Below are 25,465 nucleotides of genomic sequence, written 5' to 3'. Positions count from 1 at the left end.
AGATCGTGCTCCGGGATCACCTCAACGCCGCTACATGCCATGATGTAGCGGCGCGTCTTCTTCGCCCCCCTTCACCCGATCGCCGGCACATCCACCCACGCACCGGTCTCGTGGGACTTCCAGCTCAGCTCGGCAAGCTGCACGCCCTTGGCTCCTTCGCGCAGCGTCCAGCGGAACGGCTCGTCATTCACGACATGCTTGAGGAAGAGCTCCCACTGGATCTTGAACGCGTTCTCGAAGGCGAGTTGGTCCGGCACTTCCACCCAGCGATCGTAGTAGTCGATCGGACTGTCGATGTCCGGATTCCACACCGGACGCGGCGTCGTGCTCTGGTGCTGCGCCCAGCACTTCCGGAGGCCGACGATGGCCGAGCCTTCGGTGCCATCGACTTGCATCGTGAGCAGATCATCGCGACGAACGCGGACATTCCATGAGGAATTGAACTGGCAGATGATCCCGGTGTCCGTTTCGAACAGCGCATAGGCGGAATCATCGGCCGTGCACTTGAAGGGCTTGCCGTCTTCATCGACACGCTCCTCGATGTGGGTGGCCGCCTTGCAGAAGACACGGGTCACATTCCCGAAGAGATTGTCGATCACGTAGCGCCAGTGGCAGTGCATGTCCACGATCATGCCGCCGCCATCCTCGCTGCGGTAGTTCCAGCTCGGCCGCTGGATCGGCTGGCCCTGATGCTCGCCCGTGAAAACCCAGTAGCCGAATTCACCGCGCACGCTGAGGATCTTCCCGAAGAAACCCTGCTCCTTCAGAAGCTGATACTTCCGCAGGCCGGGCAGCCACAGCTTGTCCTGCACGGCTCCGTTCTTCACGCCCGCCTTCTCGGCAACCACGGCGATGCGCAGCGCTTCATCAAAGCTAACCGCAGTCGGCTTCTCGCAATAGATGTGCTTCCCCGCAGCGATGGCCTTCTCCAGGAAACCGATGCGATACGGCGTGCCGGAGGCATCGAAGAAGATCTCATTGTGCGGATCGGCCAGCGCGGCATCGAGATCCGTAGTGTAGCGCTCCACGCCATACTTCGTCGCCAGCGCGCGGATCTTGTCCTCATTGCGTCCGGTGAGAATCGGATCGGGAATCACCAACGTATCGCCACACACCACCCCGCCCTGCTCACGGATCGCAAGAATGGAGCGCACGAGGTGCTGGTTGGTGCCCATGCGTCCGGTGACGCCATTGAGGATGATTCCGAGCTTCTTGGTCTTCATAAATCAAAAATCAAAGGGACCACGGCGATTCCGTGGTTTGGATTCAAAGGTCCGCGCAACTCACCACGATCTTCTCCAGAAAGTCGTGCTGGTTCTCGGCCCAATATTTTCGGGAAAAGATTTCAACCTCGGTGAGACCATCGAAACCGGCGGCCTGCACCATCTTCGCAATGCGCGCAGAAGCATTCACCCCTTCTCCGGGCAAGCCGCGGTCGAGCAAGACGTGATCGAAGTCCGGCTTGAACTCGCAGACGTGGAACGCGAACAAACGATCCGCAGCAGCACAGCGCTGGATCTGCGCTTCGAGACCGCTTTCCCACCACACGTGGAAAACATCAAGCGCCACGCCGACGAGCGGATGACCCAGCGACTCAGCCAGCTCGTTCGCATCCCGCATCGAGGCAACGGCTGAGCGATCCCCGGCATACATCGGGTGCAGCGGTTCAATGGCCAGCCGGATGCCCGCGCTCTCCGCCTGCGGCAGCAACGCGGTAATCCCATCGCGAATCTGATCCAGATTCTCCTCCGGCGTCTGCCCAAGCGTCGCCCCACAAACGAGGACGATCATCGGCAGACCAAGCGCCTCGGCCTCACGCAAGGCATCCCTGTTAGCTTCAATGCCCGCCTCACGGGTCGGCGCATCCTTTCCAGTAAAGAACCCACCGCGCACCAGACTGACCGGCTTCAAGCCGCTGTCATCGAGATGCTTCTTCACCTTCGCGAGGTCATGGCCGGCCACCGTCTCGCGCCAGATCGAAACGCCGCCAATCCCACGTCGTGCATAGTTTTCCAAGCACTCGTGGATCGACCACGGCTTGTTCGTGAAGGTGTGGATGGCGAGGCGGTCGGGACTCATGGAGTGGATTCTCCGGGAACAAGATGGCCGGCGACCCGCAACAAGGCGGCAGGTGCCTCGTTTTCGATAATCTCCGCCTGCAAGCGTGTCGCCGCATAGCGGGCCAGTTCCTCGACTGGTAGGCTGACGGTGGTGAGAAGCGGACGGGACAACCGGCGCACCGGCGAATCATCGAAGCCCGTCACCGCGATTTCGCCCGGAACCGAAATCCCAAGACGATCAAGCTCGGTCAGCACCACCGTGCCGACAATGTCGTTCACGCAGACCAGCACATTCGCTCCCTTCGCCGCGGCAGCGACCTTGGCGGACTGGATCGAAGCGATGTCGCTGAAGGCAACGGTGTCCTTCTCGCGATCAAACGCGATATTGCGACGGACGCATGCCTGCACGAAACCATCGAGCCGCTCCTCATGAATCTGGCCGAGGCCCTCGATCGACACGAAGCGCGGCCGTATCTCGCTCATCACCGATCGGAGATGATCCAGCAGATCCAGCATCCCCGCCGCATGATCGGAAGCCACGCAGGGCAGCCCCGGGATCGAACGGTTGAGGACTACGAAGGGCGTCCCATGATCACGCAGGCTTTTCAGCGTCTGCTGGCTGGGACGCTGGAAAGCGAAAACGAACGCATCGATATCCCCACCCTTCTTGTGCGGATAGGGCTCGAAGTCCGGCGAGTTGATCTCACACAACAGATTCAATCCGCACAGAGTGAAGCCACGCCGCAGCCCTTCGATGAGTGCCGCGAAATCATAGAACAGCGCCCGCTCCGGCTCGGCATGGCGCGGAAGGACCAGCTTCACACTGAGAATGCCACGCCCGCGGTGACGGCGGATGCTGCGCTTCTCGTAGCCCAGTTTCTTCGCGACCTCGGCGACCTTCTCCCGCACTTCCACGCCGACCAACCGCGAGCCATTCAGCGCGCGCGAAACGGTTGCGGAGGAAATACCCAGTTCACGGGCGATGTCGTCGATCGTCGGCATGGTCTATTAGAGATCGTAGCCGAGGCGCTTGGCGCAATCCTCAATGATGCCAGCTTCCCAATCCGGGCGGCGCGGGCAGAGCGGGTGCGGTTCAGAAGTCGGAATGCGGCCGATGAGATGCTGGAAGACCGCACAGCTGTGCTTGTAGGCCGGCACCGGCGCACGGAAACCGACATTGCCAAGATACTGCAGCGCATCCGTGAGCTCGGCATAGCGATCGTCGCCATCCAGCCAATATTGGTCGCGCAGGGCGAATTTCTCCGGACAAAAGGCCGCGAGACCGAGCAGGTAATCGGAGCCGTATTCGATCATGTCGATCCCCAGGTCGTTGCCGGTGAAGATCATGAACTCCGGCCGCACCTCATCGCGGATCTCCAGCCGCCGCAGCTCCTTGCCGCGGTCAAGCGACGAGTGCTTGATCCCCTTCAGCGCCGGGATCGTCATCAGCCCGCGGATGGTTTCCTCGTCGTAGATCATCCCATTCGGCGCGAACATCTTCCCCAGCTCGAAGCCAAAGACCGACTCGTGGCCCTCGCAGACCTTCGCGTAGAGTTCGACGATCTGCGCCGGAGCCCAGTCGTGAAAGCGAGTCGTCTGGAAAAGAATCGGCGTGCCACCGAAAGACACGATCTCATCCATCTGACGGCGGTAGAGATCGATGAGTTCCCCTTCCACGCCTTCTACGAAAACCCCAGCCACGAAATCGCGGCGGCCTGCAATCACCTCTTTCGTAAGCCCCAGGATCTCGGTGCGCTCGGCAGCGGTCAGGTAGTTCGCGTAGCCGGTGTCCATGTTCACCGCACAGCCAAGGCCGGCATCCGTTGTGCGGGCCACGGCCGCTTGAAAGGCGCTGCGCGCGATCGAACCATCGGCCTCGAAGGGCAGCAGGCAGGCGGCGTATCCGGTGATCTTGCGGCGGAAGCGTTTGGCAGCGTGGCGGGTCTCAAGCGACATGACGCGGTCACTATTTGCATGCAAATTCAACCCTGCAAGCTTTTCTCACCTACCCATCCATGGCATTGCGCCATGCCGGTTGACTGCCTTTTCTCACGTCATGCGCTACGCCATCTGCAACGAGACCTTCGGCTCCATCCCCCTCTCCGAAGCCGCCGCCATCGCTGCCAAGATCGGCTACACAGGCCTCGAGATCGCCCCATTCACCTTGGCCGATGACGTCCGGACCCTCACCACGTCGGACGCGAAAGCCCTGGGAAATCAAGTCCGCGACGCCGGCATGGAAGTCGTCGGACTCCACTGGCTGCTGGCAAAAACCACCGGCTTCCACCTCACCACCCCGGACGACGCCATCCGGAAAGCAACCGCCGACCACGCCAGGCACCTCGCCGACCTCTGCCACGCCATGGGCGGCACCATCATGGTCTGGGGCAGCCCGATGCAACGCTCGCTCGATCCCGCCTGGAACTACGACGACGCCTTCGCCCGCGCTACCGAAGTCCTGCGCGCCGCCGCCGAACACTGCGGACCGCTCGGCGTGACCATCGCCATGGAGCCACTCGGCCACGTCGAAACCAACTTCCTCACCACCGCCGCCGAGACCATCCGCCTCTGCGAAGCCGTCGCCCATCCCGCCTGCAAGCTCCACATCGACGTGAAGGCCATGAGCTACGAGGACAAGTCCATCGGCCAAGTCATCCGCGAGAGCAAGGACTGGACCGTCCACTTCCACGCCAACGACCCCAACCTCCGCGGCCCCGGCATGGGCGAGGTGGAATACACCCCCATCGTCGAAGCCCTACGCGAAACATCCTACGACGGCTGGGTCTCGGTCGAAGTCTTCGACTATACCCCCACCCCCGAAGCCATCGCCACCGAAAGTCTCACCAACCTGCGCCGCTTCTTTGCCTGATTCTTCACTGGGAGCGCGGGATTCATCCCGCTTGGATGGTAAGTTCGCCAGCCCGGCACTCCATTCCCCCGCGTCAGTGGAAATCATGCGACTCCGCCGCATGAACCGGCTCCGCCCCCGGCAAAGGAAACACCTCATCCACATAAACCGTCCGCATCCCCCCTTCGGCAATCTGCACCCGCCCCGTCGCCATCAGAAAAGGCTCGCTGACAATAGTCAGCCGCATCCGTTGGAAGTTCTCCTTCTTCACAAAGAGATTCGAGATCCCCGTTTCGTCCTCCAACGAAATAAAGCAATGCCCCTTCGCCGTCCCGGGACGCTGACGGCAAATCACCAAGCCCCCCACCCTCACCGGCATCCCATGCGGCAAGCTCTGGAGATCCCGCGCATTCACCAGCCCCATCTCAGCATGGCTCCTCCGCCACAGCTTCATGGCATGCGGACCAGTAGAAGCTCCTTGGATTGAAAGATCCGCGGCAAGGCGCTCAGGCATGGTCATCGCAGCAAGAGCATCTTCGGAAGCCTCCTCTTGACCGCCTAACAGATCGCCATACAGAGGCAGCTCCACTTGCCACATTACTTTCCGCCGATGCCCCGCTTTCGGCAGATCATTCAACGCCCCCGACTTCGCCAGAATCCGTCGCTCTCTGGCATTAGGAACGACGCGATAGAGAAAATCCTCCAAGGAATCAAAGGGCTCCCTGGTCTTCTCCTCCACAATCTTCTCCTGCGTTTCCTTGGAAATCCCCTGAAGACGATGCAGGCCGAGACGGATCACATTCTCATCCACCACATCCGTGACCATAAGACTGTGCACGCATGAAACTGGCAAAAACCGAATGCCGTGTCTCTTGCCATCCTGGATCAAGGAATGAGTGGAGTAAAAGCCCATCGGCTGGTTGTTAATCAAGCCGGTGTAGAAAGCTGCAGGGTGATGGACCTTGAACCAGCAGGACCAGTAAGCGACTGCGGCAAATGACAGGGCATGGCTTTCGGGGAAACCATACTCGGCGAAATTTTCAGTGGCCCGGATGACTTTCTCTTGAACATCCAATGGAATCCCACGTTCTGTCATCCGATGGTGCAATTTCGCGGTCACGCGATCCATTTGTTCATGAGAGCGGTGAAAGGACATCGCCCTCCGCAATTCTGCGGTTTCGGTGGTATCGAATCCGGCAATGATCATTCCCATCTGAAGCACCTGCTCTTGAAATAGAGGCACGCCGAGGGTCCGACCCAACGCCTTCTCCAGTTTCGGATGAATGCAATCGGGCTTTTCTCGGCCGTTTCTCCTTCTCAAATAAGGGTTCAGAAGATCTCCCACAATCGGCCCCGGCCGGACAATGGCAACCTGGATGGCAATCTCGTAAAAGCTCTCTGGTCTGAGAATGGACAAGGTCGCCATCTGAGCCCTCGATTCCACCTGGAAGGTCCCGATCGTATCCGAGCAATGCAGCATGTCGTAGACCTTCGGATCATCCAGCGGGATTTCATCCAGAGGCACATGCTCATTCCTGCGCTTGCAGATCTCGATCATGTTCTCCATCGCGGCGAACATGCCGAGACCTAACAGGTCAATCTTCACCAGACCCAGGTTCTCACAATCGTCCTTGTCCCACTGAACAATGGTTCGATCCGGCATGCTGGCAGGCTGGATAGGCACCACTTCATCCAAGCCTCCCGCGCAAATGACCATGCCGCCGGAATGCTGCCCCAAATGCCTCGGCAACCCCAGCACTGCATGATATAACTTTTCAAGAGCGGCTAGGCGCGGATGAGAGGGCGGCAACAAGCTCGCCATGCTCTCTTCAAATGCTTCATGCCGTCGTTCCTCTTCCCTTCTTTTCTTCTCTTCCTCGGGCACTCCGATTTCTTCCTGCTTCTCTTCCCAACGCTGGTATTCGGGAGATCCCCCCATCGTGGAAAAGCGGTCTGCGATTGAAGGAGGGAAACCAAGCACCTTGGACATTTCCCGGAAAGCCGAGCGGGGCCGATAGGTGATGACGTTTGCCGTCATGGCGGCACCGCGGGCGCCGTACTTGTTGAAGACATATTGGATCGCCTTTTCCCGTTGGTCGCCCGATGGGAAATCAATGTCGATATCCGGCCAAACAATCTCCTTTTTCTTCCCCTCAGGTGGATCGGAAAGGAAGCGCTCGAAGACCAACTTCTGTTTCACGGCATCGACATTCGTGATGCCCAGGACGAAACAAACCACCGAGTTTGCGGCAGACCCCCGGCCTTGGCAAAGGATGTTTTCGCGCCGAGCGTACAAGACGATGTCCTGAACGATTAGGAAATAGCCGGCAACCCCGAGCCGGCAGATGAGCGAGATCTCCTTTTCCAAGCGCTTCCTGACCTTCCCGTCGCATTTCCCATAACGCCAAATCGCGCCCTCGCGGCAACGTTCCCGCAATAGCTGTTCCTGTTCTTGCTCGATAAAGAGCCCCCCAGCTTCATCGGTCAAATGAGGGAACTGGTATCCCATATCCTCCAAGGCAAAGCCAATCCGGTCTGAAAGTCTGGCCGTGTTTTCCAATGCTTCCGGAAGATCATGGAAAAGCCTCGCCATCTTTTGAGGCGATTTGAGATGGCGCTCTCCATTTGACTCCAACAAGAGTCCTGCAGCGTCCAGAGAAGTATGATGCCTCAGGCAAGTGAAGGCATCCACCAACAAACGGTCTTCCCGCCTTGCATAAAGGGGCGCATTACTCGCCAACAGAGGCAGACGGAGGTGACGGGCAAGATCCACCAGATAGCGGTTCAGCTTGCCGTCATCCCGAAGGCTATGCCGATGGATCTCCACATACACGTTGCCGTGGCCAAAGGTGTCGATCAAGGCATTCACCGCTTTCAATGCAGCCTCTTTGTCATCGCGTAGCAGATGCCGGATCAAAGGCCCTTCGCGATCACCGGTAAGGGCGATCAATCTCCCGTCATTCAGATCTCCGTGGGCAACGATCGATTTGAGATGCCGGTTGGTGAGATGCCGGGACAAGCTTTTGTAACCTTCCTGTGTGGCACATAGAACCGGAACTTGGGCTCCATCCATCTCCAAGGTAGCACCAGTAATGGCGCGAATCCCTCCCAACTCCTTTGCGGCCTTGTAAGCTCGAGGTGAGCCGTAAAAGCCTTCATGGTCGGTAATCGCAATCGCATCCAAGCCCACTTCCCTTGCCTGGAGGATCATTTGTTCCGGATTACTCGATCCCCTCAGGAAAGAGAACGCCGATCGGGCATGGAACTCCACGAATGGCCGCATTCTCTTTTTCAACTGAGCGACAGATGAGACAACCGCTGCTGCATTCTCCTTCGCATCAGGCATCCCAAGGTCATCCTCTTTCTCATAATGCCCATCGATCGACCATCGGTCCGGCGGCGTAAAAGCGAGACGCAGAAGATGATCACCTGCGAGGCGCACATCCCATTCGCGCCGTTGCCAGGAAGGATGGACGTCCCACCAGTGGCCGGAAGCTCCAAAGGGACCACGGCTTTCCATCACCTGCCCCCGATAGGGACCAGTTAGCACGGCAAGTGGCCGTGGTTGGCTGGGATTGGCGTCGGCGGCGACTATCACTGACACACCAGGGCGAAAACGGCGCAAAGGCAAGGAGCTTGGAGGAAAGAAGCCATTCGAAGAGGCCGGCATGCTTCCATCCGCAACGTGCAGCTTGAAATCATCCGGTCGATGGCTCGCAGGCGGCACGGGAATACCCACCTTCCCGGGACCTAACAGAGCCTCCAATTGCGCCAATGTATCCGTCCAACGCTCCGGTTGTGGGAGCTGGCGGATGAACCAATCGCGCTGCGCCGAGGTCGGCAGCGTGGTTTCCACATCGAGCGTAATGCCCGCCACGCTACTACCGGTCTTCAGCGAATCTAGCAGCACCTGAATCGGCCTGAGCAACTCCCCCTCCTCCACCCGCGGCTCGGGCAGCCGGATCTCCCGGAAAAAGATTCCTCCACGTTCCAGATGGAAGATAATCCTCAAAGTCTTCACGGCCACATACCGGGCCGCCAAGCGGGCGGAAAGCGCATGCAGCAAGCGCTTGAAAGCAAACACCAGCGGTTCGGTCGCAGTCACCGGCTCCTCAAAGTCCATGGTCTGCTCCATGCTCTCCGGCGGCCGATGGAGCCGCAACAGGCGGCAAGTCTTGGCATGAAGCAGGTCATGCCAGGCACCCGATTGAGGTCCCAGACGAGCAGTCAGATCCTGTCGTGAAAGCTCCATGAAGTCCCCGAGCTTCGAGAGGCCCCAATCCTTCAGCAGTGGCAGGAATTCACCGCCACCCGGTAGAAAATGCAGCAGTCCTAGAGGTAATCTGGCGATATCCCGCGAGGTGACCAAGCGTTCGTGGCAGTCCTCATGCCTTACCGCGAGGCGAGCGAGGTCCGGCGTGGCCGCCCTCGCATGCAGTGGCCAAACATCCGCCACTTCCAATTCACTCAAGCGTGCCGCATGCCGTGAAGACGTGCGCGATAGATCCAGCAAAAGCGTATCCTTGCACGCGATTTCCAGATCCGGCGTGATGCCTTCCGCTTGCGCAATCATCTCTCCCAGCAATTGCGCCTCGCCCTCAGGATCCGGTGTCAGCACCTTCAAATCGGGACAGCGGACGAGAGCACGATTGAGCGGCCAGCCGGGACCGATTCCAGTCTCTCGCGCAACGTCGTTCACCGCTTGGAGTTGCAGCTTCACCTTCTCCAAGATCGCCTCAGGATCGACATCTGCTTCCAACACGGCGCACGGCTTCCTACACGCCCCGGGACAGGCTCGCATAGCAGCCATCACAGTGAGATCAGGAAGATGAAGGGCTGCGAACACGACGTTTCAATTCACTCTCTTCATCTTCACCGGCACCATGCGCAGCCGCGCTACGAGTTCGCGGCGAGGAAGCTCGAAATCCCTCAGCCTCACCCAACTATCCAGCACCACGCGCACCGCTGCACACGGCACCTGAGCGAAGGGTGACATGACGACGAGGCGACAATTTCCTGTTCCAGCCGCCAGTTTCAGCCGCCACCACGCCGGGGCCGGGATGCATCTTAATTCCCTGCGACCGATGCCACAGGTATCCAGCAGGATAAAAGGAATGTTCGCATCTCGAACAACTAGATCCGTTGCCTTCAACATTTCAGCCGCCGTGCCACAACGAACCCAGACCAACCGCGAACAGGCTTCGGGCGTGAAAGATGCAGGATCAAACTGATCACCTCCATCAATGAGAATGAAATCCGGCAGAGGTGCCATTTCCTGTGGCTCGCCCAAGAGACCCGCTACCAGCAAACCGAGGCCGGAGCCCACCACTTCTGAAATTTCCCCCGGCGGAAAGAATCCGGGATCGAGGGATTGTGTCAGGGGCGGCTTTTCGGCGGCAATCGGCGGCGCGACATGAGCCTGCGGGAATTTCTCCCGCAGTTGCTTGCGCAGTTGCTCGATCACGGCGGCAGCCATGCGGGCAAGCTAGGGGAAATTTTTAAATGTTCAATCGAACAGTTTCACCACCCCTTGCCACCGCTCTCCGCCGCTTGCTCTTCAATAGGCTGTGGCAGCGGCAATCGCCTCATTCCAGTCCACGTCTGCGGCCACTTGGGCGAGCTTTGCCCGCATTCCGTGGATCGCATCCGCTCCCAGTGGCAACCGCAGCGAAGGACACCCCGCCGCCACCGCATCAAGGATTGCCTTGGCCGCCTTGACGGGATCGCCCGCCTGCGTCCCGGCGGATTGCGCAGCATAATTCCGCGTCGCCCCCACCGTCGGAGCATAGACCTCCATCTCAGGCATGCTGCGGAAAGCGGATCCAAAAAGCTCCGTGCGAAATGCCCCGGGCTCCACAATCAGCACCCGCATCCCGAAGGGCTGCACCTCCGCCGCCAAGGCCTCGGAAAGCGCCTCAAGCGCGTGCTTCGCCGCGCAATAAGGCCCGAATCCGGGAGCGGTGATGAAACCGCCCACACTGCTGATTTGCACGATGGTGCCCGAACCCCGCTCGCGCATCCCCGGCAATACGGCCTGGGTCATCGCCACCGCGCCGAAAAACATCGTCTCAAAGATATGCCGGAGATCCTCCTCCCCCGTTTCCTCCACGGCTCCGACCACACTGTAGCCCGCGTTGTTCACGAGCACATCGATCCTCCCGAACCGCTCCACCGCCGCCGCCACGGCCTCACGGATGTCCTCCGCCTTCGTGACATCCAGCCGGAGCGCCAGCACGTTATTGGGTGCCAGCGCCACCAGATCCTCCACCGCACGGGGATCACGCGCCGTCGCGATCACCTGCTCGCCGCGAGCGATGAGTTCTTCGACAATCCGCCGCCCGAAACCGGAAGAAGTTCCCGTCACCAACCATACTTTGCCCTGAGAATTCATGCTTTTGATCTCGTTCCTTTGAAACGATGCGGAGCATCCAACATGCCCGGAGAAACCGTCAATCCGCCTGTTGTCGCCCGATCTTCACATTAATCGAAAAAGCGGCCCTTTGGTGACGTATCCGGGAAGTGTTCCGGATCTCCATTGTCATGGGACTGACAGGCTGCCTGCTCGCGCAGGAAGCACCTGCCCCCTTGACCGGTGAAGCGATCTACGCCGAGCACTGCGCCTCCTGCCACGGCAAGCACGGCGAGGGAAATCCCGATGAAGTGGACGAGCCCCTGCAAGGCGAGCGCGCGCTGCCTTCACTCGCGCGCTACATCGACCGCAAGATGCCGGAGGACAAACCGGAGATCCTGAATGCCGAGGAATCCCAGCGGGTCGCCGAGTTCATCTACCGTGCCTTTTACTCAGACGAAGCGCGGGCAAAAAACACACCACCGCCGAAGCCCGCCTTCGCACGCCTCACCAACCGCCAGTTCCGCGAGTCCGTGGCGGATCTGTTAGGCAGCTTCGGCCAAGCGGCCCAGCCCGGCGAAGGCCGCGGACTGAAGGCGCAGTACTTCGACTCCGACGGCATGAACAAGAAGGCCCGCAAGGCGCTCGAACGCGAGGACCGCGAGCTGGCCTTCGACTTCGGCGAAGGGCCGCCGGCCGAGGGCATGAAGGCCGACCAGTATTCGGTCGCGTGGGACGGCTCGCTCCTCGCACCCGCGACCGGCTGGTATGAGTTCAAGCTGGTCACCCCGAATGGTGCCCGCCTCTACCTCAATGGCGACCAACAGGAAGGCGACGGGAATTTCCGCGACGATAGCGGTGCCAAGCGCCAGCCCGCCCTGATCGATGCCTGGGTCAACTCCGGCGCCGAGGTCCGCGAGTCAAAGGCGCGCGTCTTCTTGCTCGGCGGCCGCAGCTATCCCTTCCGGCTCGACTACTTCAAGTATCAGGACAAGCGCGGCATGGTCCGCCTCGAGTGGAAGGCCCCGCGCGGCGAGTGGGAAGTACTACGCGCACCGTATCTTTCACCATCACGCGCCGTCCGGATCGCCGTGGTCAGCACGGATTTCCCTGCCGACGACGCCAGCGAAGGCTATGAACGCGGCACCGGCATCTCGAAGGATTGGCACGAGGCCACCACCACCGCAGCGATCGAGGTGGCGAACCAAGTGCTTTCCCGCCTGCCCTTCCTGAGCAAGACGAAGGACGAGGACCCCGAGCGTCCGGCGAAACTGAAGGCCTTCATCGCAACCTTCGCCGAGCGAGCTTTCCGTCGCCCGTTGACCGATGAAATGCAGCAGCTCTACGTCGAGCACCCCTTCGCCGATGGCATCGCTCCGGAGCAAGCGGTAAAGCGCGCCGTCATCCTCATCCTGAAGTCGCCACGCTTCCTTTATCCGGAACTCGGCAAGGAAAAGGACGATTACACCGTCGCCTCGCGGCTCGCACTCGGCGCATGGGATTCGCTACCGGACCAGCCTTTGCTAGACGCGGCGAAGAACGCCCAGCTCCACACGCAGGAGCAGGTGAAAGCCCAAGCCCAGCGCATGATCGCCGACCCGCGGGCGAAGGCAAAGGCCAATGCCTTCTTCCAACGCTGGCTGAAGCTTGATGCCGATAGCGACCTGCTGCGGAAGGACGAAAAGGAATACCCCGGCTTCGATGCCGCACTGGTCGCCGACCTCCGGCGCTCGCTGGAGCTATTTGTCGAGCAGGTCGTGTGGAGCGAGAAGTCCGACTACCGCGAACTGATCCAAGCAGACTACCTCCTCTTCAATGACCGCCTGGCGAAGTTCTACGACGTTCCCATGCCGGAAGGCGGCGGCTTCCAACCGGTGAAGTTCGATCCCGCCCAACGCGCCGGCGTGCTCACGCATCCCTACCTGCTCGCCCGCCTCGCCCATCCCGACAGCACCTCGCCCATCCACCGCGGCGTCTTCGTCACGCGCAATGTACTGGGCGGCATCCTCAAGCCACCGCCCGAAGCGATCGCCTTCGAGAACCACAAGTTCGATCCAAAGATGACTATGCGCGAGAAGGTCGCCGAGATGACGCGGAACGCGAACTGCATGACCTGCCACGAGACGATCAATCCGCTCGGCTTCACCCTGGAGAACTTCGATGCCGTGGGCCGCTACCGCACCACCGAGGGTGACCGCCCCATCGACCCCGAGGCCGATTATCATACGCTCGAAGGTGAAACACTGCGATTAAAGGGTCCTCGCGATCTGGCAAATCACGCCGTGGAATCCGACGGCGCGCGCCGCGGTTTCATCCGCCAACTTCTCCAATACGAGCTGAAGCAGAATCCCGCCGTGTATGGCTACGACACGGTGACGAAGCTCGATGCCACCTTCACCGCATCCGGCCATCAAATCCGGCAACTCCTCGTCGAAATCAATGCACTGACCGCTCGCCACGGCATTGCCAGCCCTGACCAAGCCAGCCGATGAACACGACCACCCGCCGCCACTTCCTCCGCCAGCTCGGCCTGTCCGCCGCTGCCCTGCCCTTCCTCCCATCGCTGCCCTCGCTCGCGCAAGACGCGCCCGGCTCGAAGATGCAGCGCATCATCTTCCTCTTCACGCCGAACGGCACCATCCCACAAGAGTTCTGGCCGGATCAAGCGGGACCGGACTTCCAGCTCAAGCGCATCCTCGCGCCGCTCGAGCCCTTCAAGAAGCGCCTCATGACCCTGAAGGGCGTGCACAATAAGGTCCGCGGCGATGGTGATGGCCACATGCGCGGCATCAGCTGCCTGCTCACCGCCGATGAGCTTCTACCCGGCAATATCCAGGGCGGCAGCGACAAACCCGCCGGCTGGGCCCGTAACATCTCCATCGACCAGGAGATCAGGAATTTCCTCCAGGCCCGCCCCGAGACCGCAACCCGCTTCGGCTCGCTGGAAGTCGGCGTCGCCGTTCCTAACAGGGCCGACCCATGGACCCGAGAATCTTACGCCGGCCCGAATCAGCCGCTCGCCCCGAACAGCGATCCCTACTCCCTGTTCGATAAACTCTACGGCAGCACGAAGGACCGGGAAAACCTCGGCAGCGTGCTCGATGAAGTGCGCGATGACCTGCGCACCATCGCCGCCAATGTCGACCGAGAGGAAAAGGATCTGTTAGAAAAACACGCCACCTTCGTCCGCGAGATGGAGAAGGATCTCCAAAGCAGCGGCACCCAGAATCTCCTCCTCCCTCCCCCCGCGCTGGAAGCAGGTGTCGCCCTCGACAACGATGGCATCCCGAAGATCAGCACCATGCAAGCGGACCTGCTGGTGAACGCCTTCGCCAATGGCATGGCCCGCGTCGCCACGCTCCAATACACCAACAGCGTCGGCCAAGCCCGCATGCGCTGGCTGGATATTAACGAGGATCACCACGGACTTTCCCACGAGCCGGACAGCAATGCCGGAGCACAAGAAAAACTGGTGAAGATCAATATCTGGCTCTGCGAGCAGCTCGCCTATCTCGCGAAGAAGCTCGACAGCATTCCCGAACCCGGCGGCCAGGGCACCATGCTCGACAATACCACCATCGTCTGGACCAACGAACTCGGCAAAGGCAACAGCCACTCCCTCGACAACATCCCCTTCGTCCTCCTCGGCGGCGGACTCGGCTTCAAGACCGGCCAAGCCATGCAGTTCGACAACGTCACCCACAACCGCCTCTGGCTCTCCATCGCCCACGCCTTCGGCCATCACATCCCCGTCTTCGGCCAGCAAAAGTTCTGTGAAGGCGGACCGCTGATGCTTTCATGACCGGTTTGGTCTCAGCGTCTGCGCCTGAATGCCATCAGACAACCAAGCCCCGCAAGCAAGGCCGAGGATGGCTCCGGCACTCCGGTCAGGGTCAGCGTCCAACTCTCAAAAGTCGCAATTTCGCCGGTGGCGGCGTCCGCCACAAAAAGAGTCCACTCACCGTCTGCATTCAGCCCGCCGAAGGATGATAGCAGCGCCGTGCGGCTGTCAGTATCGAGCGCGTTCGCAGGATCAGTCTCCCGGCCATCTGGCTGAAAGGTTCCGCTCGCAACACCCGAAGCCGCAATTCCAGCATGCACGTCACCACTTGCCGAATCCGAGAACGTCAGCACCATGCCAGACGATGCCGCCCCATCAGGGTTTAAGAGCGTCCTGCCAGCTCGGTTGAGGAGCACCGAAAAGCCACTCCCATGAAGTAGATAGACGTACAGGTCTCCATTCCATCCTCCACTCGTGACCAGCGTCAACTCGACGCTGGTGATCGACTCGATATCGGATACCGAGACACGTGAGTCCGACACTCCGATCGCACTATTGTCCGGTATCACCGTACTGACCGAAAACACGTGTGACTCGACAATGGTTGCACCCGAAGCCATCAGGGGAACCACGGCAAGCGAGCAGATGAGAGCTTTCATGGGGAGAGTCAGGGTCATGGGGTAGTCAGGCGATAGAAGGCATTCGGCTTCGGCGGGTCGGCATCCACCCATTCTAGCTTGCCGGTGGCTCCTGCAGGCAAGGACGCGACGGTCACCCAGCTATTCATGTCCGTGGATCTTTCGATCGAATAGGTACGGCCAGGAATGCCGTGGAACGCCACTGAGACACCGCCGCCCGGAAGAACTTCGATCTTCGGAGGATTGGTGGTGGATATGCCGGAACCAACGGCCGGAGAAACAACTGTGACCACGCCGGCCACCGTGCCGCCCCGGGAATCGCTAATCACCACTTCGAACGTGTCGGATCCAGAAGAAGCGGCGACCGGAGTATAGACGAGACTTCCACCGTCCAGTGCGATGCTCCCTCCTCCTGCCGACGCAGGTCCTGCCGAGCGGATGGACAGTGCATCACCATCCACATCGGAAGCTTTGGAGAGAAGCTTCGCGACGGAAATTCGCGCGGGGCCGTTGGAAGCAGGGAACGAATAGCCTCCAAAAGCAGGAGCGGTATTTCCGTATCCCTTCAGTGCGACATCAAAGGGACTTTCGTCATGATCCTCGCTGGCAATCGATAGCCCCGCGCTCCGATTGCCCGGTGCGCCCGGAGTGAAATTGACGTAAATCATTGCGGACGCCCCAAGCTGCAGCGTCGTGGGCAAGGTCGCGGCATCGACTGCGAAATCGCCGGAGTTTGCCCCATTTGCAGAAGCACCCGCGACCTGAAGCGGCAGGCCGCCGTTATTGATAATGGTAAAAGCTCGCGGGCCGGAAGGGGCTCCCGTGAGAGGTGACCCGAGATCCACGTTTCCGCTTCCATCTGCCAATGGCATCCCATCAGGATTCCTCACTTCGATCTCACGCCCCTCGGGAATGGAATAAAGCTCGGTTCCGAATTCATTGCTGACGGCAGTGAAGAACAAACGCTTGCCGGTGAAGTAGAGGTTCGACGGCATCGAACTTCCAGAATCCCCAGTGAGATCCGCTGCTACAACGGTCCCCGCCGACGTGCCATCGCTGATCCACAACTCGTCTCCGGCAATCCCGTCATTGGCACGAAAGTAGACGTGACCGTCCACCGCCGTAATTCCCGAAATGTCTGAGCTGCTGCTCGCGCCCGGGCGAATATCCTTCACGAGCACGGTTCCCACGCCCGTTCCGTCACTTTTCCAGAGTTCCACGCCGTTGATACCATTGTTGGCGGTGAAAAAGACTGTATTCCCCGCTCCGGTGAGCAGACTCGGTGAAGAAGAGAAGCTGGGGAGATTGCTGCGAATATCCAAAACCATGCTCGTACCCGCGGCCGTACCATCGCTCTTCCATAGCTCGATTCCGTTGACCCCGTTGTCCGCACCGAAATAGAGAATGCCTCCCGCAGCGGCCATCTGGGTGATGCTCGAGCCACTGCTTCCGGGAAAAATGTCCTTCACCATCGAGGTACCCGCTGCTGTCCCATTGCTCCGCCAAAGCTCCTCACCGTGAACCCCGTCGTTGGCCACGTAGTAGAGCACGCCATTGATCGGAACGATCGCCGGAGAATCCGCCCCGCCGGACCCTGGGAAGCTATCTTTCACGACATACGTGCCAGCGGACGTCCCATCGCTCCGCCAGAGTTCGCGTCCGGTGACAGAATTATAGTTGAGGTAGTAGAGAATGCCTCCCACCGCTGTGAGCTGGCTCGGGAATGAATTCGTGCCTCCCGGCACCAGCTTTGTTCCTTCCTCCGTCCCGTCACTCTGCCAGAGATTCCCACCCGGCGTACGGTCGGGGTAAATGAAATACACCCAATCTCCCGCTTCCACGATTTTTCGAATGGGATGGTTATCCGCATCGTCAGGCAGATCCTTGATCATCCGGGTTCCGCCTGCCGTTCCGTCACTCGACCAGAGATCACTCCCTTTGGCTGCATCGTTTGTCGCAAAAAACAGCTGCTCCTTGAGGGTTGCCAGGGCCACCGGCGACGAAGAGGCCGGCCCCTCCAGCACGTCGGCAATCATGGACGCGCTGCTCCCCATCGTATCCGCTCTCCAAAGTTCGCGCCCGTGCACGCCGTCGTCGGCAGAGAAAGCCAGCCCACCGGCAAATTTCACTAGATCTGCCGGCGAAGCACTGCCCGTTGGCTGGAGGATATCCTTGACCATCACGGTGCCTTCGAGGGTTCCGTCGCTACGCCAGAGTTCACCACCGGCTGTGTCATCATAGCCGCGAAAGTAAAACACATTCCCTATGGTCGCCTGCGCGCTGATCACATACTGGAATTTGATCTTCATGAAGAGGTTGGTCCCCTCTTCGGTGCCATCGCTGCGCCACATCCACGAATTGATCGTCCCCTCCTCTCTCGCCCAAAATACCAACGAGTTTCCGAGGACGTTCAAGTTGAAGGGATAAGAGCCCGCGGAACCCGGTACGATATCCTTCACCACTTTGGTGCCATCGGCACTGCCATCACTCTTCCAGAGTTCGAGACCTGTCGCCGCGCTATCGGCTACGAAGTAAATATCATTGCCCAAAGGCGTCAGTTGCTCAGGCGGAAAGTAGGAGGTGCCCGTGGGCTCGAAATGTTTCACCGAGACGGTACCGGCGACAGTTCCATCCGACTTCCACAAATCGTCCGTCACGACGAAGAACAAGCTGTTCCCGGTAACCACCAGATGCCGGACGCCGTTGATGTCACCTGCCTTGACCGGGGTTGTTCCCGCCGAAGTTCCGTTGCTTCGCCACAAACCGCTGAAACCCGTCGCGTCCCGAGCTGTGAAATACAAGGCACCGCCGAAAGCCACCAGCTGATCAGGAGACGAACCATTGCCGGTACCTGTATTGATATCCTTGACCAAGGCCGTGCTGGAACCACCTCCCACCTTGTACAATTCCCTCCCGAGGGAGCCCGTGGTGGCGGTGAAATAGAGCGTGTTTCCCACGACGCAAAATCCGCTGGGACTGGAACTACCGCTGCTGTCGATATTCCGATCCAGGACGGTGCCCGCAGAAGTACCGTCCGATCGCCACAGCTCGGTGTCATTATTACTTTGTGCGGCGAAATAGGCGAGGTTGCCCAGTGCCGTGATCCCCGTCGGCCTCAAGCCAAGGCCGTTCACGTTCCTCACACGCACGGTCCCGGCAGCAGTCCCGTCGCTCTTCCACAGGTCATAGCCATTCACCCCGTTGCTTGCAGAAAACATCAGCATGCCATTCACCGCCGTCAGGAAGTTCGGGGATGAACTCTCCGCCCCGGGGTTGATGTCCTTTACCAGGACGGTACCCGCCTCCGTTCCATCGGTTTTCCAGAGCTCCTCGCCATGGGTGAGATCGGTCGCGATGAAGTACAAGGTGTTTCCGACCGCACAATGTTTGTCGGGGGATGAGTGGGAAGTCGGCGTCGAGGAATAAATATCCTCCACGAGCTCTGGAGCCACAGTGGCGCCCGAAACGGACAAGACACAGGCGAACCATAACAGACACACGGATTTCATGACGCTCTTCGGGGGATGGGAACAAGTTCCCGGAAATTCAACAAACCTCTTGAGCCTGATAGGTTAAACCTCGGCCAAATGAAGGGAAGAGAAATCGCGCGGGATCCAAGGACACCCATCAGGGTATCGACAATCGCATCGACAAAGAAAAACGCCCCATCCTCACGGACGGGGCGTTTAATAAACTCGATCTTACCGAGACGGCTTAAATCTCCGCCACCGGCAGGTTCGCGACTTCCTCGCGGATCTTCTCGGCGAGCAGAGTCGAGAGGTAGCGCTCGGTGGACGAGGCCCCGATCGTCACGATGCGCTTGCCTGCGTATTCCGGACGCTTGGCAAGCTGGATGGCCGCCCAGACATTACCACCGGTCGAAATACCTGCCGGGATGCCTTCTTCGGTGTTGAGCGCTTGGGCAGTGGCGAAGGCATCTTCGTTGGTGACCTGGATCACGTCATCGACGATGTCGACGTTGAGGTTCTTCGGAATGAAACCGGCACCAATGCCTTGGATCATGTGCGGGCCGGGCTTGATCTCCTCGCCATTGCGGAACTGGGTGATGACCGGGCTGGCCACCGGCTCCACGGCGTAGGTCTTCATCGCGGTGCGGCCCTTGATGACTTCGGAGACACCGGTGATGGTGCCACCCGTGCCGATACCAGCCACGAAGGCGTCGATCTTGCCATCGGTGTCACGCCAGATTTCCTCGGCGGTCGTCTCACGGTGGACCTGCGGGTTCGCCGGATTGTCGAACTGGCCGGGGCCGAAGGAACCGGGGTTCTCTTCAAGGAGCTGCTTGGCCTTGGCGATGGCACCACCCATGCCGCGGGCACGCGGCGTGAGCACGATCTCGGCACCGAGCAAACGCAGCAGCACGCGGCGCTCGATCGACATGCTTTCCGGCATGGTCAGGATGCAGCGATAGCCCTTGGCACGGGCGACGAAGGCGAGCGCGATACCGGTGTTACCGGAAGTCGGCTCGATGATCAGGCCACCGGGCTTGAGCGAGCCATCCTTCTCGGCGGTTTCGATCATAGCCTTGCCGATACGGTCCTTCACGCTGAAGAGCGGGTTGAAGAACTCGGCCTTGAGCAGCACCTCGGCGTTCAGGCCTTTGGTGAGTTTGTTCAGGCGGATAAGCGGGGTGTTGCCAACGGTGGCAACCATGGAGTCTGCGATGGGCATAGCTTTATGGGGCGGGATGTTGGATAAGAGATTGAGCGGAGGAGGCCGTGGAAGGCCATGGAAAAACGGGTCAATTTACGTCACCAAAGACGGCACCGAGAAACCCTGCGGAGTCTCCCCGACGAAGTAGACGTCCCGGTCGGGCCGCGATCCCGGGGTGTGAACGTCCAGCATGACGAGGACCTCGTCACCGGTGATAAAGGCGTGAGTGGTCCCGGGTGGCAGGCGCAGGAAATCACCGGCGCGAAGCGTGTATTCCACGCCATCCAGCACCGCGACCCCGCTCCCGGCCAGGACCAGATACAACTCCTCCGCCAACTTGTGATAGCTGGTGGCCGTGCGTTGGTTCGGTTCGATGCGGACCCGATAGGCGGTCGCCGCACCTTCGTCGGCGACCGGGATCAGTGTCTCGATCTCATACGGACCGAGACGCGCCTTATCAGCGCCCTCACCCTCCCTGACATGCAGCACTTGGAGTGACGATGCCATGACGTGCGCGACGATGAATGGTTAGATCTGGAAATCCGAGTTGCCGGAGTCCAGGTGGAGACCGCACTCGTATTTCTCGCCGTTGAAGCGGGTCTCTTCAGCCGAGAGCCCGTCGACAGCTGGCACTGTGCTATGCCAGTCACCCATGGTGACATAGCCTTCCGCCTCCAGCGGATGACGCGGCAGATTGTTCTGGTGCATGAAGACCGAAACCTGCGCATCCGCCCAATCGAGGATCGGATACACCTTCAGCGTCTTCTTCTGCTGCTCGGCGAAGGCACGCTCGGCACGGGTGCTCGAGTGGCTGCGGCGAACACCACTGATCCAGACATCGGCGCCGAGTTCCTTCAGCGCACGGTCCATCGGCTCCACCTTGGTGAAGATGCCGTACTTATCCATGCCTTCCTTCCCCTGCTCCCACAGCTTCCCGTAAAGGGCCTCCATGCGGGCGGCGGAGTGGGTCGGCTGATAGACGCGGAGGTCGGTGCCGAGCAGCTTGGTCAGCTCGTCGGCATAGCGATAGGTCTCCGGGAAGTGGTAATTGGTATCGATGAACACGACCGGGATCTCCGGCGCGTTGTCAGCGATGAGCTTGAGCATGACCGCCGCCTGCAAGCCGAAGCTGGTCGAGGCGACCAGCCGCTTGCCGTAGCGCTCGTGCAAAAGCTTGAGCCGGTCGCCAGCCTTCAGGCGGGCGAGTTCTTCCGAAAGCGTCTCGGCTTCGGAAGGAGTGGCGATGCGAGTGATAGTGGACATTTTGTTAAACCGCGATGAACGCGAGGGAATGAGTTGCTATTTTAAAAACGGAAACACGGAGCGGTGAGGTCGGCCTAAGGCCGACACCGCTGGTATCCGGTTTCACATTCCCTGTTCATGGTCGGTTCAGTTCTTGAGCGCCTCTTCCTTGATGTTCTTGTGGAAGTCGCCGCCCTGCTTGGTCTCTGCAACGATGCCGGCGCGGATGACGAAGTCACCGAAGTGCTCGCCCTTTTCCCGCTCCTTCGCGTAGCGCTGGAAGATCGGAGCCAGCAGGCCGCGGATCTCGTTCGCATGGATGTCCTGGCGATAGAGCTTGCTGAGCCGCTGGCCAGCGTGACCACCACCGAGGTAGAGATTGTAGCGATCCGGTCCGCGACCGACGAAGCCGATCTCGGAGATGAACGGACGGCCGCAACCGTTCGGGCAACCCGTCATGCGGATCGTGATCGAGTCGTGGCGGAGGCCGGCATTTTCCAGTTCCTCTTCCAGTTCGGTCACCACTTCCGGCAGATAGCGCTCGGCTTCCGCGAGCGCCAGGCCGCAAGTCGGCAGGGCGACGCAAGCGATCGAGGCGAGGCGCAGCGCACTGCGCTCGTGGCTATGATGCATGCCATACTTCTCCAGCAGCGCCTCGATCTCGGAGCGCTTCTTGGCGGAAATATTCGCGATCATCAGGTTCTGGTTCGCAGTCAGGCGGAAGTCGCCGTCATGGATCTTTGCGATCTCCAGCAAACCGGTGCGCATCGGGTAAGCCGGCGTGTCGAGCACACGGCCACCTTCGACGAAGAGCGTGTAGTGGAAGTTCCCCTTCTCGTCTTCGACCCAGCCGAAGCGGTCGCCATTGTCCGTGAACTTGTAATCACGCACCGGACCGAGTTCGTAGCCGAGATACTCGTTGAGCTTGGCAAGGATCCACTCCGGGCCGTGGTCATCCACGGTGTACTTGAAGCGCGAGTGCTTGCGATCCGTGCGATCGCCGAAGTCGCGCTGCACCAGCACCACCTTCTCGGCCACGTCCACGACCTGCTCCGCCGTGCAGTAGCCGATCACGTCGGCAATGCGCGGATAAGTAGCCTCGTTGCCGTGGGTCGAACCCATGCCACCACCAACGGCGACATTGTAGCCGACGACCTTGTCGTTCTCGACGATCGCGATGAACGAAAGGCAGTTCGCGAAGATGTCCACGTCGTTGCTTGGCGGCACGGCGATGGTGATCTTGAACTTCCGCGGCAGGTAGGTCTTGCCGTAGATCGGCTCCTGTTCTTCCTGCTCGGAGGTTTCGATCTTCTCACCATCCAGCCAGATCTCGTGATAGGCACGGGTCGCCGGCGTGAGGTGTGCGGAAATGTCCTGTGCCGCCTTCAGCACATCGGCATGCACCGACGAGAGATACGGATTCGGATTGCACATCACGTTGCGGTTCACGTCGCCGCAAGCCGCGACGGTATCCATCGCCGCCTGGTTGATCTCCTTGATCGTGCGCTTCAGGTTCGTCTTGATGATGCCGTGGAACTGGAAGGCTTGGCGCGTCGTCAGCTTGATCGTGCCATTGGCAAACTGCGTCGCGAGGCGGTCCGTCTCGATCCACTGGTGCGGGGTGGCCACGCCACCCGGCACGCGGATGCGGATCATGAAGGAGTAGGCCTTCTCAAGGCGGTGCTTGCGACGGTCATTACGGGTGTCGCGATCGTCCTGCTGATAGGTGCCGTGGAACTTCAGCAACTGCTGGTCATCCTCCGACATCGAGCCGGTGGACTGGTCGGCGAGACCTTCCTGAATGGTGCCGCGCAGGTAGTTCGAGCGCGTCTTGATGCCTTCGTTGGCGGAGAGTTTCTTTTCGCTCATGGCGTCTGAAAAATTGGAACTTGGAACTGCTGACTCGATGCTTGGTCAGTACACGTCGCGCTGGTAGCGCTTGGACTTCTTGAGGTCCTCGATGTAAGCCTCGGCGACTTCGCGGGAGAAGCCACCCTCTTTCTCGACGACGGCGATCAAGGCCTCGTGGACATCGCTGGCCATGCGCGAGGCATCGCCGCAGACGTAGAAGTGCGCGCCTTCCTGGAGCCAACCGTAGAGCTCCTTCGCGCGGTCCAGCATCCGATGCTGCACATAGACCTTCTCCGGTTGGTCGCGGGAGAAGGCGACGTCGAGCTTGGTCAGGTTCCCCTCCTTGAGGTGATCCTGCCACTCGGTCTGATAGAGGAAGTCATACGTGTAGCGCTGGTCGCCGAAGAACAGCCAGTTCTTGCCCGGCTTGCCAGTCGCAGCGCGTTGCTCGACGAAGGCGCGGAACGGAGCCACCCCCGTGCCCGGCCCCACCATGATTACTGGCGTATCGGCCGATGCAGGCAGGCGGAAGTTCTTGTTCTGGTGCGTGTAGACCGGAACCTTGCCGCCCTTCTCAATCAGGTCAGCGAGATAGGTCGAAGCCACACCCTTGCGAGGCAGACCATGAGCCTGATAGCGCACCGAAGCCACCGTCAGGTGAACCTCACCCGGATGAGCCAGCGGGCTGGAAGCGATCGAGTAAAGCCGCGGCGGCAGCTTGCGGAAAATGCTCACCAGCTCCGTGGCACCGACACCACTGGAAGCGAAGTCGGCGATCGCGTCAGCGATCCAGCGACCCCATTGGTAATCCTTGAGCTGATCCTTCGCGTCATCGGCAAGCAAGGCAGCCAGCTTGTCCGAACCGGAGATCGCCTGAAGCTTGGTCAGCACCGCACGCGACAGCGCCGTGATATCGAAGTCCTCACGCAGCGCATCGGCCAAAACCTTCTGCCCCACGCCCTTCACTTCCACGGTCTCACTGCCCGAAAGCTTCGATGCCTTGAGGATACCTTCCACGATATCCGGCGCATTCACCGGCACCACAGCCAGCGCATCGCCAGCTTCGTAGGTCAGGCCAGAGCCTTCGAGAGAGAGTTCATAGTGCCACGTCTCCTTGGTCGTGCCCTTGCCGTTAAGAAGGACCTTCTCAAGAAGCTCGGACGGGAACGGGTTCTTCTTACCGTATTCCTCGGCCACATGGGTCGCGGTCGGGGCAAGGGTCACCGGAGCCGGAGCAGCCGGGCCGAAGGACTTCAGCGCCGCATCCAGCCATTCGTGATACGGTTGCTCATACTCCACGTCGCAATCTTGACGCGGCGAGATCCGGGTCGCACCAAGCGCCTCCAGGCGAGCGTCGACGTCTTTGCCGATCTGGCAGAATTTCTCATACGCCGTATCCCCCAGCGCGCACACCGAGAACCGCACGGCAGGCAAATGGATCGCCGAGCCATTCATGAACTCCTTGTAGAAAGAGGTCGCGCTTTCCGGCGGCTCGCCATCACCCCAGGTGCTGACAATCACCAGCAGGTTCTCCACCTTCGCGAGATCCGCCGGAGAAATGTCCGACATGTTCTTCACCGCAGTCTGGAAACCACGCTTCTTCGCCTCCTTCGCTGACAGATCTGCCAGCTTTTCGGAATTCCCGGACTCAGTACCATACAGCACGGTCAGCTTCAGCGAACCCGCGGCCGCAGCCACGGGAGCCCCAGAACCCACCGGTGCGGCAGAGAGAAATCCAGCCAGCCAAAAGCGCTGGGACGCATCGAGTCCTGCCAGCGCCAGATCGACGGCGCGGCGTTGGTCGGGAGAGAAGGGAGCGTGCTCGGGAAGCATTACCTTAGTTACTTGCTCAGGTTTATATGGTTTCGGGCGGAGCATTCACGCGCCCCGCCCCCGGTGCAAGGGGAATTTCCGCGGGAGGTGCAGTTTGCTCCCCTCTCACTTGGATTTGAACCAACCCACCCGGCCGCACCGCTTTGATGACAGAAAAAACGCGGTTGCTATGCCAAACAACGAAACATC

General features: G+C 60.1%; 17 protein-coding genes. 3 read left to right on the top strand and 14 right to left on the bottom strand.

Going from position 1 to position 25,465, the window contains the following annotated elements; translation table 11 throughout:
• Positions 1–71: 71 nt before the first annotated feature.
• The 4 genes from WKV53_RS15835 to WKV53_RS15820 are packed head-to-tail and all read right to left on the bottom strand — an operon-like array spanning position 72 to position 4,016.
• The gene (locus WKV53_RS15835) at positions 72–1,223 is read right to left on the bottom strand and encodes a Gfo/Idh/MocA family protein (RefSeq protein ID WP_341405749.1); all 1,152 of its coding nucleotides are present in this window, start codon (positions 1,221–1,223) and stop codon (positions 72–74) included.
• Between the two features lie 43 nt (positions 1,224–1,266).
• The gene (locus WKV53_RS15830; protein WP_341405748.1) at positions 1,267–2,079 is read right to left on the bottom strand and encodes a sugar phosphate isomerase/epimerase family protein; all 813 of its coding nucleotides are present in this window, start codon (positions 2,077–2,079) and stop codon (positions 1,267–1,269) included.
• The gene (locus WKV53_RS15825) at positions 2,076–3,062 is read right to left on the bottom strand and encodes a LacI family DNA-binding transcriptional regulator (RefSeq protein WP_341405747.1); all 987 of its coding nucleotides are present in this window, start codon (positions 3,060–3,062) and stop codon (positions 2,076–2,078) included. The genes WKV53_RS15830 and WKV53_RS15825 overlap by 4 nt, the downstream gene beginning before the upstream one ends.
• Before the next feature lie 6 nt (positions 3,063–3,068).
• On the bottom strand, positions 3,069–4,016 hold the full coding sequence (locus WKV53_RS15820; protein WP_341405746.1) for a dihydrodipicolinate synthase family protein: 948 nt from the start codon (positions 4,014–4,016) through the stop codon (positions 3,069–3,071).
• 100 nt (positions 4,017–4,116) lie between these two features.
• Between WKV53_RS15820 and WKV53_RS15815 the strand changes: the two genes are divergently transcribed.
• Positions 4,117–4,929: a sugar phosphate isomerase/epimerase family protein gene (locus WKV53_RS15815; protein WP_341405745.1), complete on the top strand. Its 813-nt coding sequence runs from the start codon at positions 4,117–4,119 to the stop codon at positions 4,927–4,929.
• Between the two features lie 73 nt (positions 4,930–5,002).
• On the opposite strand, the gene WKV53_RS15810 is transcribed toward WKV53_RS15815, so the two are convergent.
• The 3 genes from WKV53_RS15810 to WKV53_RS15800 form a co-directional block, all read right to left on the bottom strand.
• Positions 5,003–9,670, bottom strand: a complete 4,668-nt coding sequence (locus WKV53_RS15810) for an error-prone DNA polymerase (RefSeq protein WP_341405744.1) — start codon at positions 9,668–9,670, stop codon at positions 5,003–5,005.
• Between the two features lie 90 nt (positions 9,671–9,760).
• Positions 9,761–10,384 (bottom strand): hypothetical protein, encoded by a 624-nt coding sequence (locus WKV53_RS15805; RefSeq protein ID WP_341405743.1) that lies wholly within the window; start codon positions 10,382–10,384, stop codon positions 9,761–9,763.
• 81 nt (positions 10,385–10,465) lie between these two features.
• A complete protein-coding gene (locus WKV53_RS15800; protein ID WP_341405742.1) occupies positions 10,466–11,299 on the bottom strand; it encodes an oxidoreductase in 834 nt (277 codons plus the stop codon).
• Between the two features lie 149 nt (positions 11,300–11,448).
• On the opposite strand from WKV53_RS15800, the gene WKV53_RS15795 reads away from it, so the two are divergent.
• Both WKV53_RS15795 and WKV53_RS15790 read left to right on the top strand, forming a co-directional pair.
• On the top strand, positions 11,449–13,749 hold the full coding sequence (locus WKV53_RS15795; protein WP_341405741.1) for a DUF1592 domain-containing protein: 2,301 nt from the start codon (positions 11,449–11,451) through the stop codon (positions 13,747–13,749).
• Positions 13,746–15,059 (top strand): DUF1552 domain-containing protein, encoded by a 1,314-nt coding sequence (locus WKV53_RS15790; RefSeq protein ID WP_341405740.1) that lies wholly within the window; start codon positions 13,746–13,748, stop codon positions 15,057–15,059. The genes WKV53_RS15795 and WKV53_RS15790 overlap by 4 nt, the downstream gene beginning before the upstream one ends.
• Positions 15,060–15,070: 11 nt before the next feature.
• Here WKV53_RS15790 and WKV53_RS15785 read toward each other — a convergent pair whose 3' ends face one another.
• The 7 genes from WKV53_RS15785 to WKV53_RS15755 form a co-directional block, all read right to left on the bottom strand.
• Positions 15,071–15,697: a proprotein convertase P-domain-containing protein gene (locus tag WKV53_RS15785; RefSeq protein WP_341405739.1), complete on the bottom strand. Its 627-nt coding sequence runs from the start codon at positions 15,695–15,697 to the stop codon at positions 15,071–15,073.
• A gap of 14 nt (positions 15,698–15,711) precedes the next feature.
• Positions 15,712–19,185: an ELWxxDGT repeat protein gene (locus WKV53_RS15780; RefSeq protein ID WP_341405738.1), complete on the bottom strand. Its 3,474-nt coding sequence runs from the start codon at positions 19,183–19,185 to the stop codon at positions 15,712–15,714.
• Positions 19,186–19,390: 205 nt separating this feature from the next.
• Positions 19,391–20,368 carry a cysteine synthase A gene (gene cysK, locus WKV53_RS15775; RefSeq protein WP_345789663.1) on the bottom strand — a complete coding sequence of 326 codons (978 nt, stop codon included), beginning with the start codon at positions 20,366–20,368 and terminating at the stop codon, positions 19,391–19,393.
• Between the two features lie 75 nt (positions 20,369–20,443).
• Complete coding sequence (locus WKV53_RS15770) at positions 20,444–20,857, bottom strand: cupin domain-containing protein (protein ID WP_341405736.1); 414 nt, start codon at positions 20,855–20,857, stop codon at positions 20,444–20,446.
• 21 nt (positions 20,858–20,878) lie between these two features.
• On the bottom strand, positions 20,879–21,613 hold the full coding sequence (locus WKV53_RS15765; RefSeq protein WP_341405735.1) for a phosphoadenylyl-sulfate reductase: 735 nt from the start codon (positions 21,611–21,613) through the stop codon (positions 20,879–20,881).
• Positions 21,614–21,739: 126 nt separating this feature from the next.
• Complete coding sequence (locus WKV53_RS15760) at positions 21,740–23,461, bottom strand: NADPH-dependent assimilatory sulfite reductase hemoprotein subunit (protein ID WP_341405734.1); 1,722 nt, start codon at positions 23,459–23,461, stop codon at positions 21,740–21,742.
• 45 nt (positions 23,462–23,506) lie between these two features.
• Positions 23,507–25,276: a diflavin oxidoreductase gene (locus tag WKV53_RS15755; RefSeq protein WP_341405733.1), complete on the bottom strand. Its 1,770-nt coding sequence runs from the start codon at positions 25,274–25,276 to the stop codon at positions 23,507–23,509.
• Positions 25,277–25,465 lie beyond the last annotated feature (189 nt).

It is taken from the genome of Luteolibacter sp. Y139 (assembly GCF_038066715.1).
Classification (GTDB): domain Bacteria; phylum Verrucomicrobiota; class Verrucomicrobiia; order Verrucomicrobiales; family Akkermansiaceae; genus Haloferula; species Haloferula soli.
The sequence above is the reverse complement of the archived record's forward strand: the minus strand, read 5'-3'. Positions and strand labels throughout refer to the sequence as shown.

Bases quoted from the DNA above. Each gene is read 5' to 3' on its own strand.
- WKV53_RS15835 (WP_341405749.1), bottom strand. From the start codon at position 1,223: ATGAAGACCAAGAAGCTCGGAATCATCCTCAATGGCGTCACCGGACGC.
- WKV53_RS15830 (WP_341405748.1), bottom strand. From the start codon at position 2,079: ATGAGTCCCGACCGCCTCGCCATCCACACCTTCACGAACAAGCCGTGG.
- WKV53_RS15825 (WP_341405747.1), bottom strand. From the start codon at position 3,062: ATGCCGACGATCGACGACATCGCCCGTGAACTGGGTATTTCCTCCGCA.
- WKV53_RS15820 (WP_341405746.1), bottom strand. From the start codon at position 4,016: ATGTCGCTTGAGACCCGCCACGCTGCCAAACGCTTCCGCCGCAAGATC.
- WKV53_RS15815 (WP_341405745.1), top strand. From the start codon at position 4,117: ATGCGCTACGCCATCTGCAACGAGACCTTCGGCTCCATCCCCCTCTCC.
- WKV53_RS15805 (WP_341405743.1), bottom strand. From the start codon at position 10,384: ATGGCTGCCGCCGTGATCGAGCAACTGCGCAAGCAACTGCGGGAGAAA.
- WKV53_RS15800 (WP_341405742.1), bottom strand. From the start codon at position 11,299: ATGAATTCTCAGGGCAAAGTATGGTTGGTGACGGGAACTTCTTCCGGT.
- WKV53_RS15795 (WP_341405741.1), top strand. From the start codon at position 11,449: ATGGGACTGACAGGCTGCCTGCTCGCGCAGGAAGCACCTGCCCCCTTG.
- WKV53_RS15790 (WP_341405740.1), top strand. From the start codon at position 13,746: ATGAACACGACCACCCGCCGCCACTTCCTCCGCCAGCTCGGCCTGTCC.
- WKV53_RS15785 (WP_341405739.1), bottom strand. From the start codon at position 15,697: ATGAAAGCTCTCATCTGCTCGCTTGCCGTGGTTCCCCTGATGGCTTCG.
- WKV53_RS15780 (WP_341405738.1), bottom strand. From the start codon at position 19,185: ATGAAATCCGTGTGTCTGTTATGGTTCGCCTGTGTCTTGTCCGTTTCG.
- cysK (WP_345789663.1), bottom strand. From the start codon at position 20,368: ATGCCCATCGCAGACTCCATGGTTGCCACCGTTGGCAACACCCCGCTT.
- WKV53_RS15770 (WP_341405736.1), bottom strand. From the start codon at position 20,857: ATGGCATCGTCACTCCAAGTGCTGCATGTCAGGGAGGGTGAGGGCGCT.
- WKV53_RS15765 (WP_341405735.1), bottom strand. From the start codon at position 21,613: ATGTCCACTATCACTCGCATCGCCACTCCTTCCGAAGCCGAGACGCTT.
- WKV53_RS15760 (WP_341405734.1), bottom strand. From the start codon at position 23,461: ATGAGCGAAAAGAAACTCTCCGCCAACGAAGGCATCAAGACGCGCTCG.
- WKV53_RS15755 (WP_341405733.1), bottom strand. From the start codon at position 25,276: ATGCTTCCCGAGCACGCTCCCTTCTCTCCCGACCAACGCCGCGCCGTC.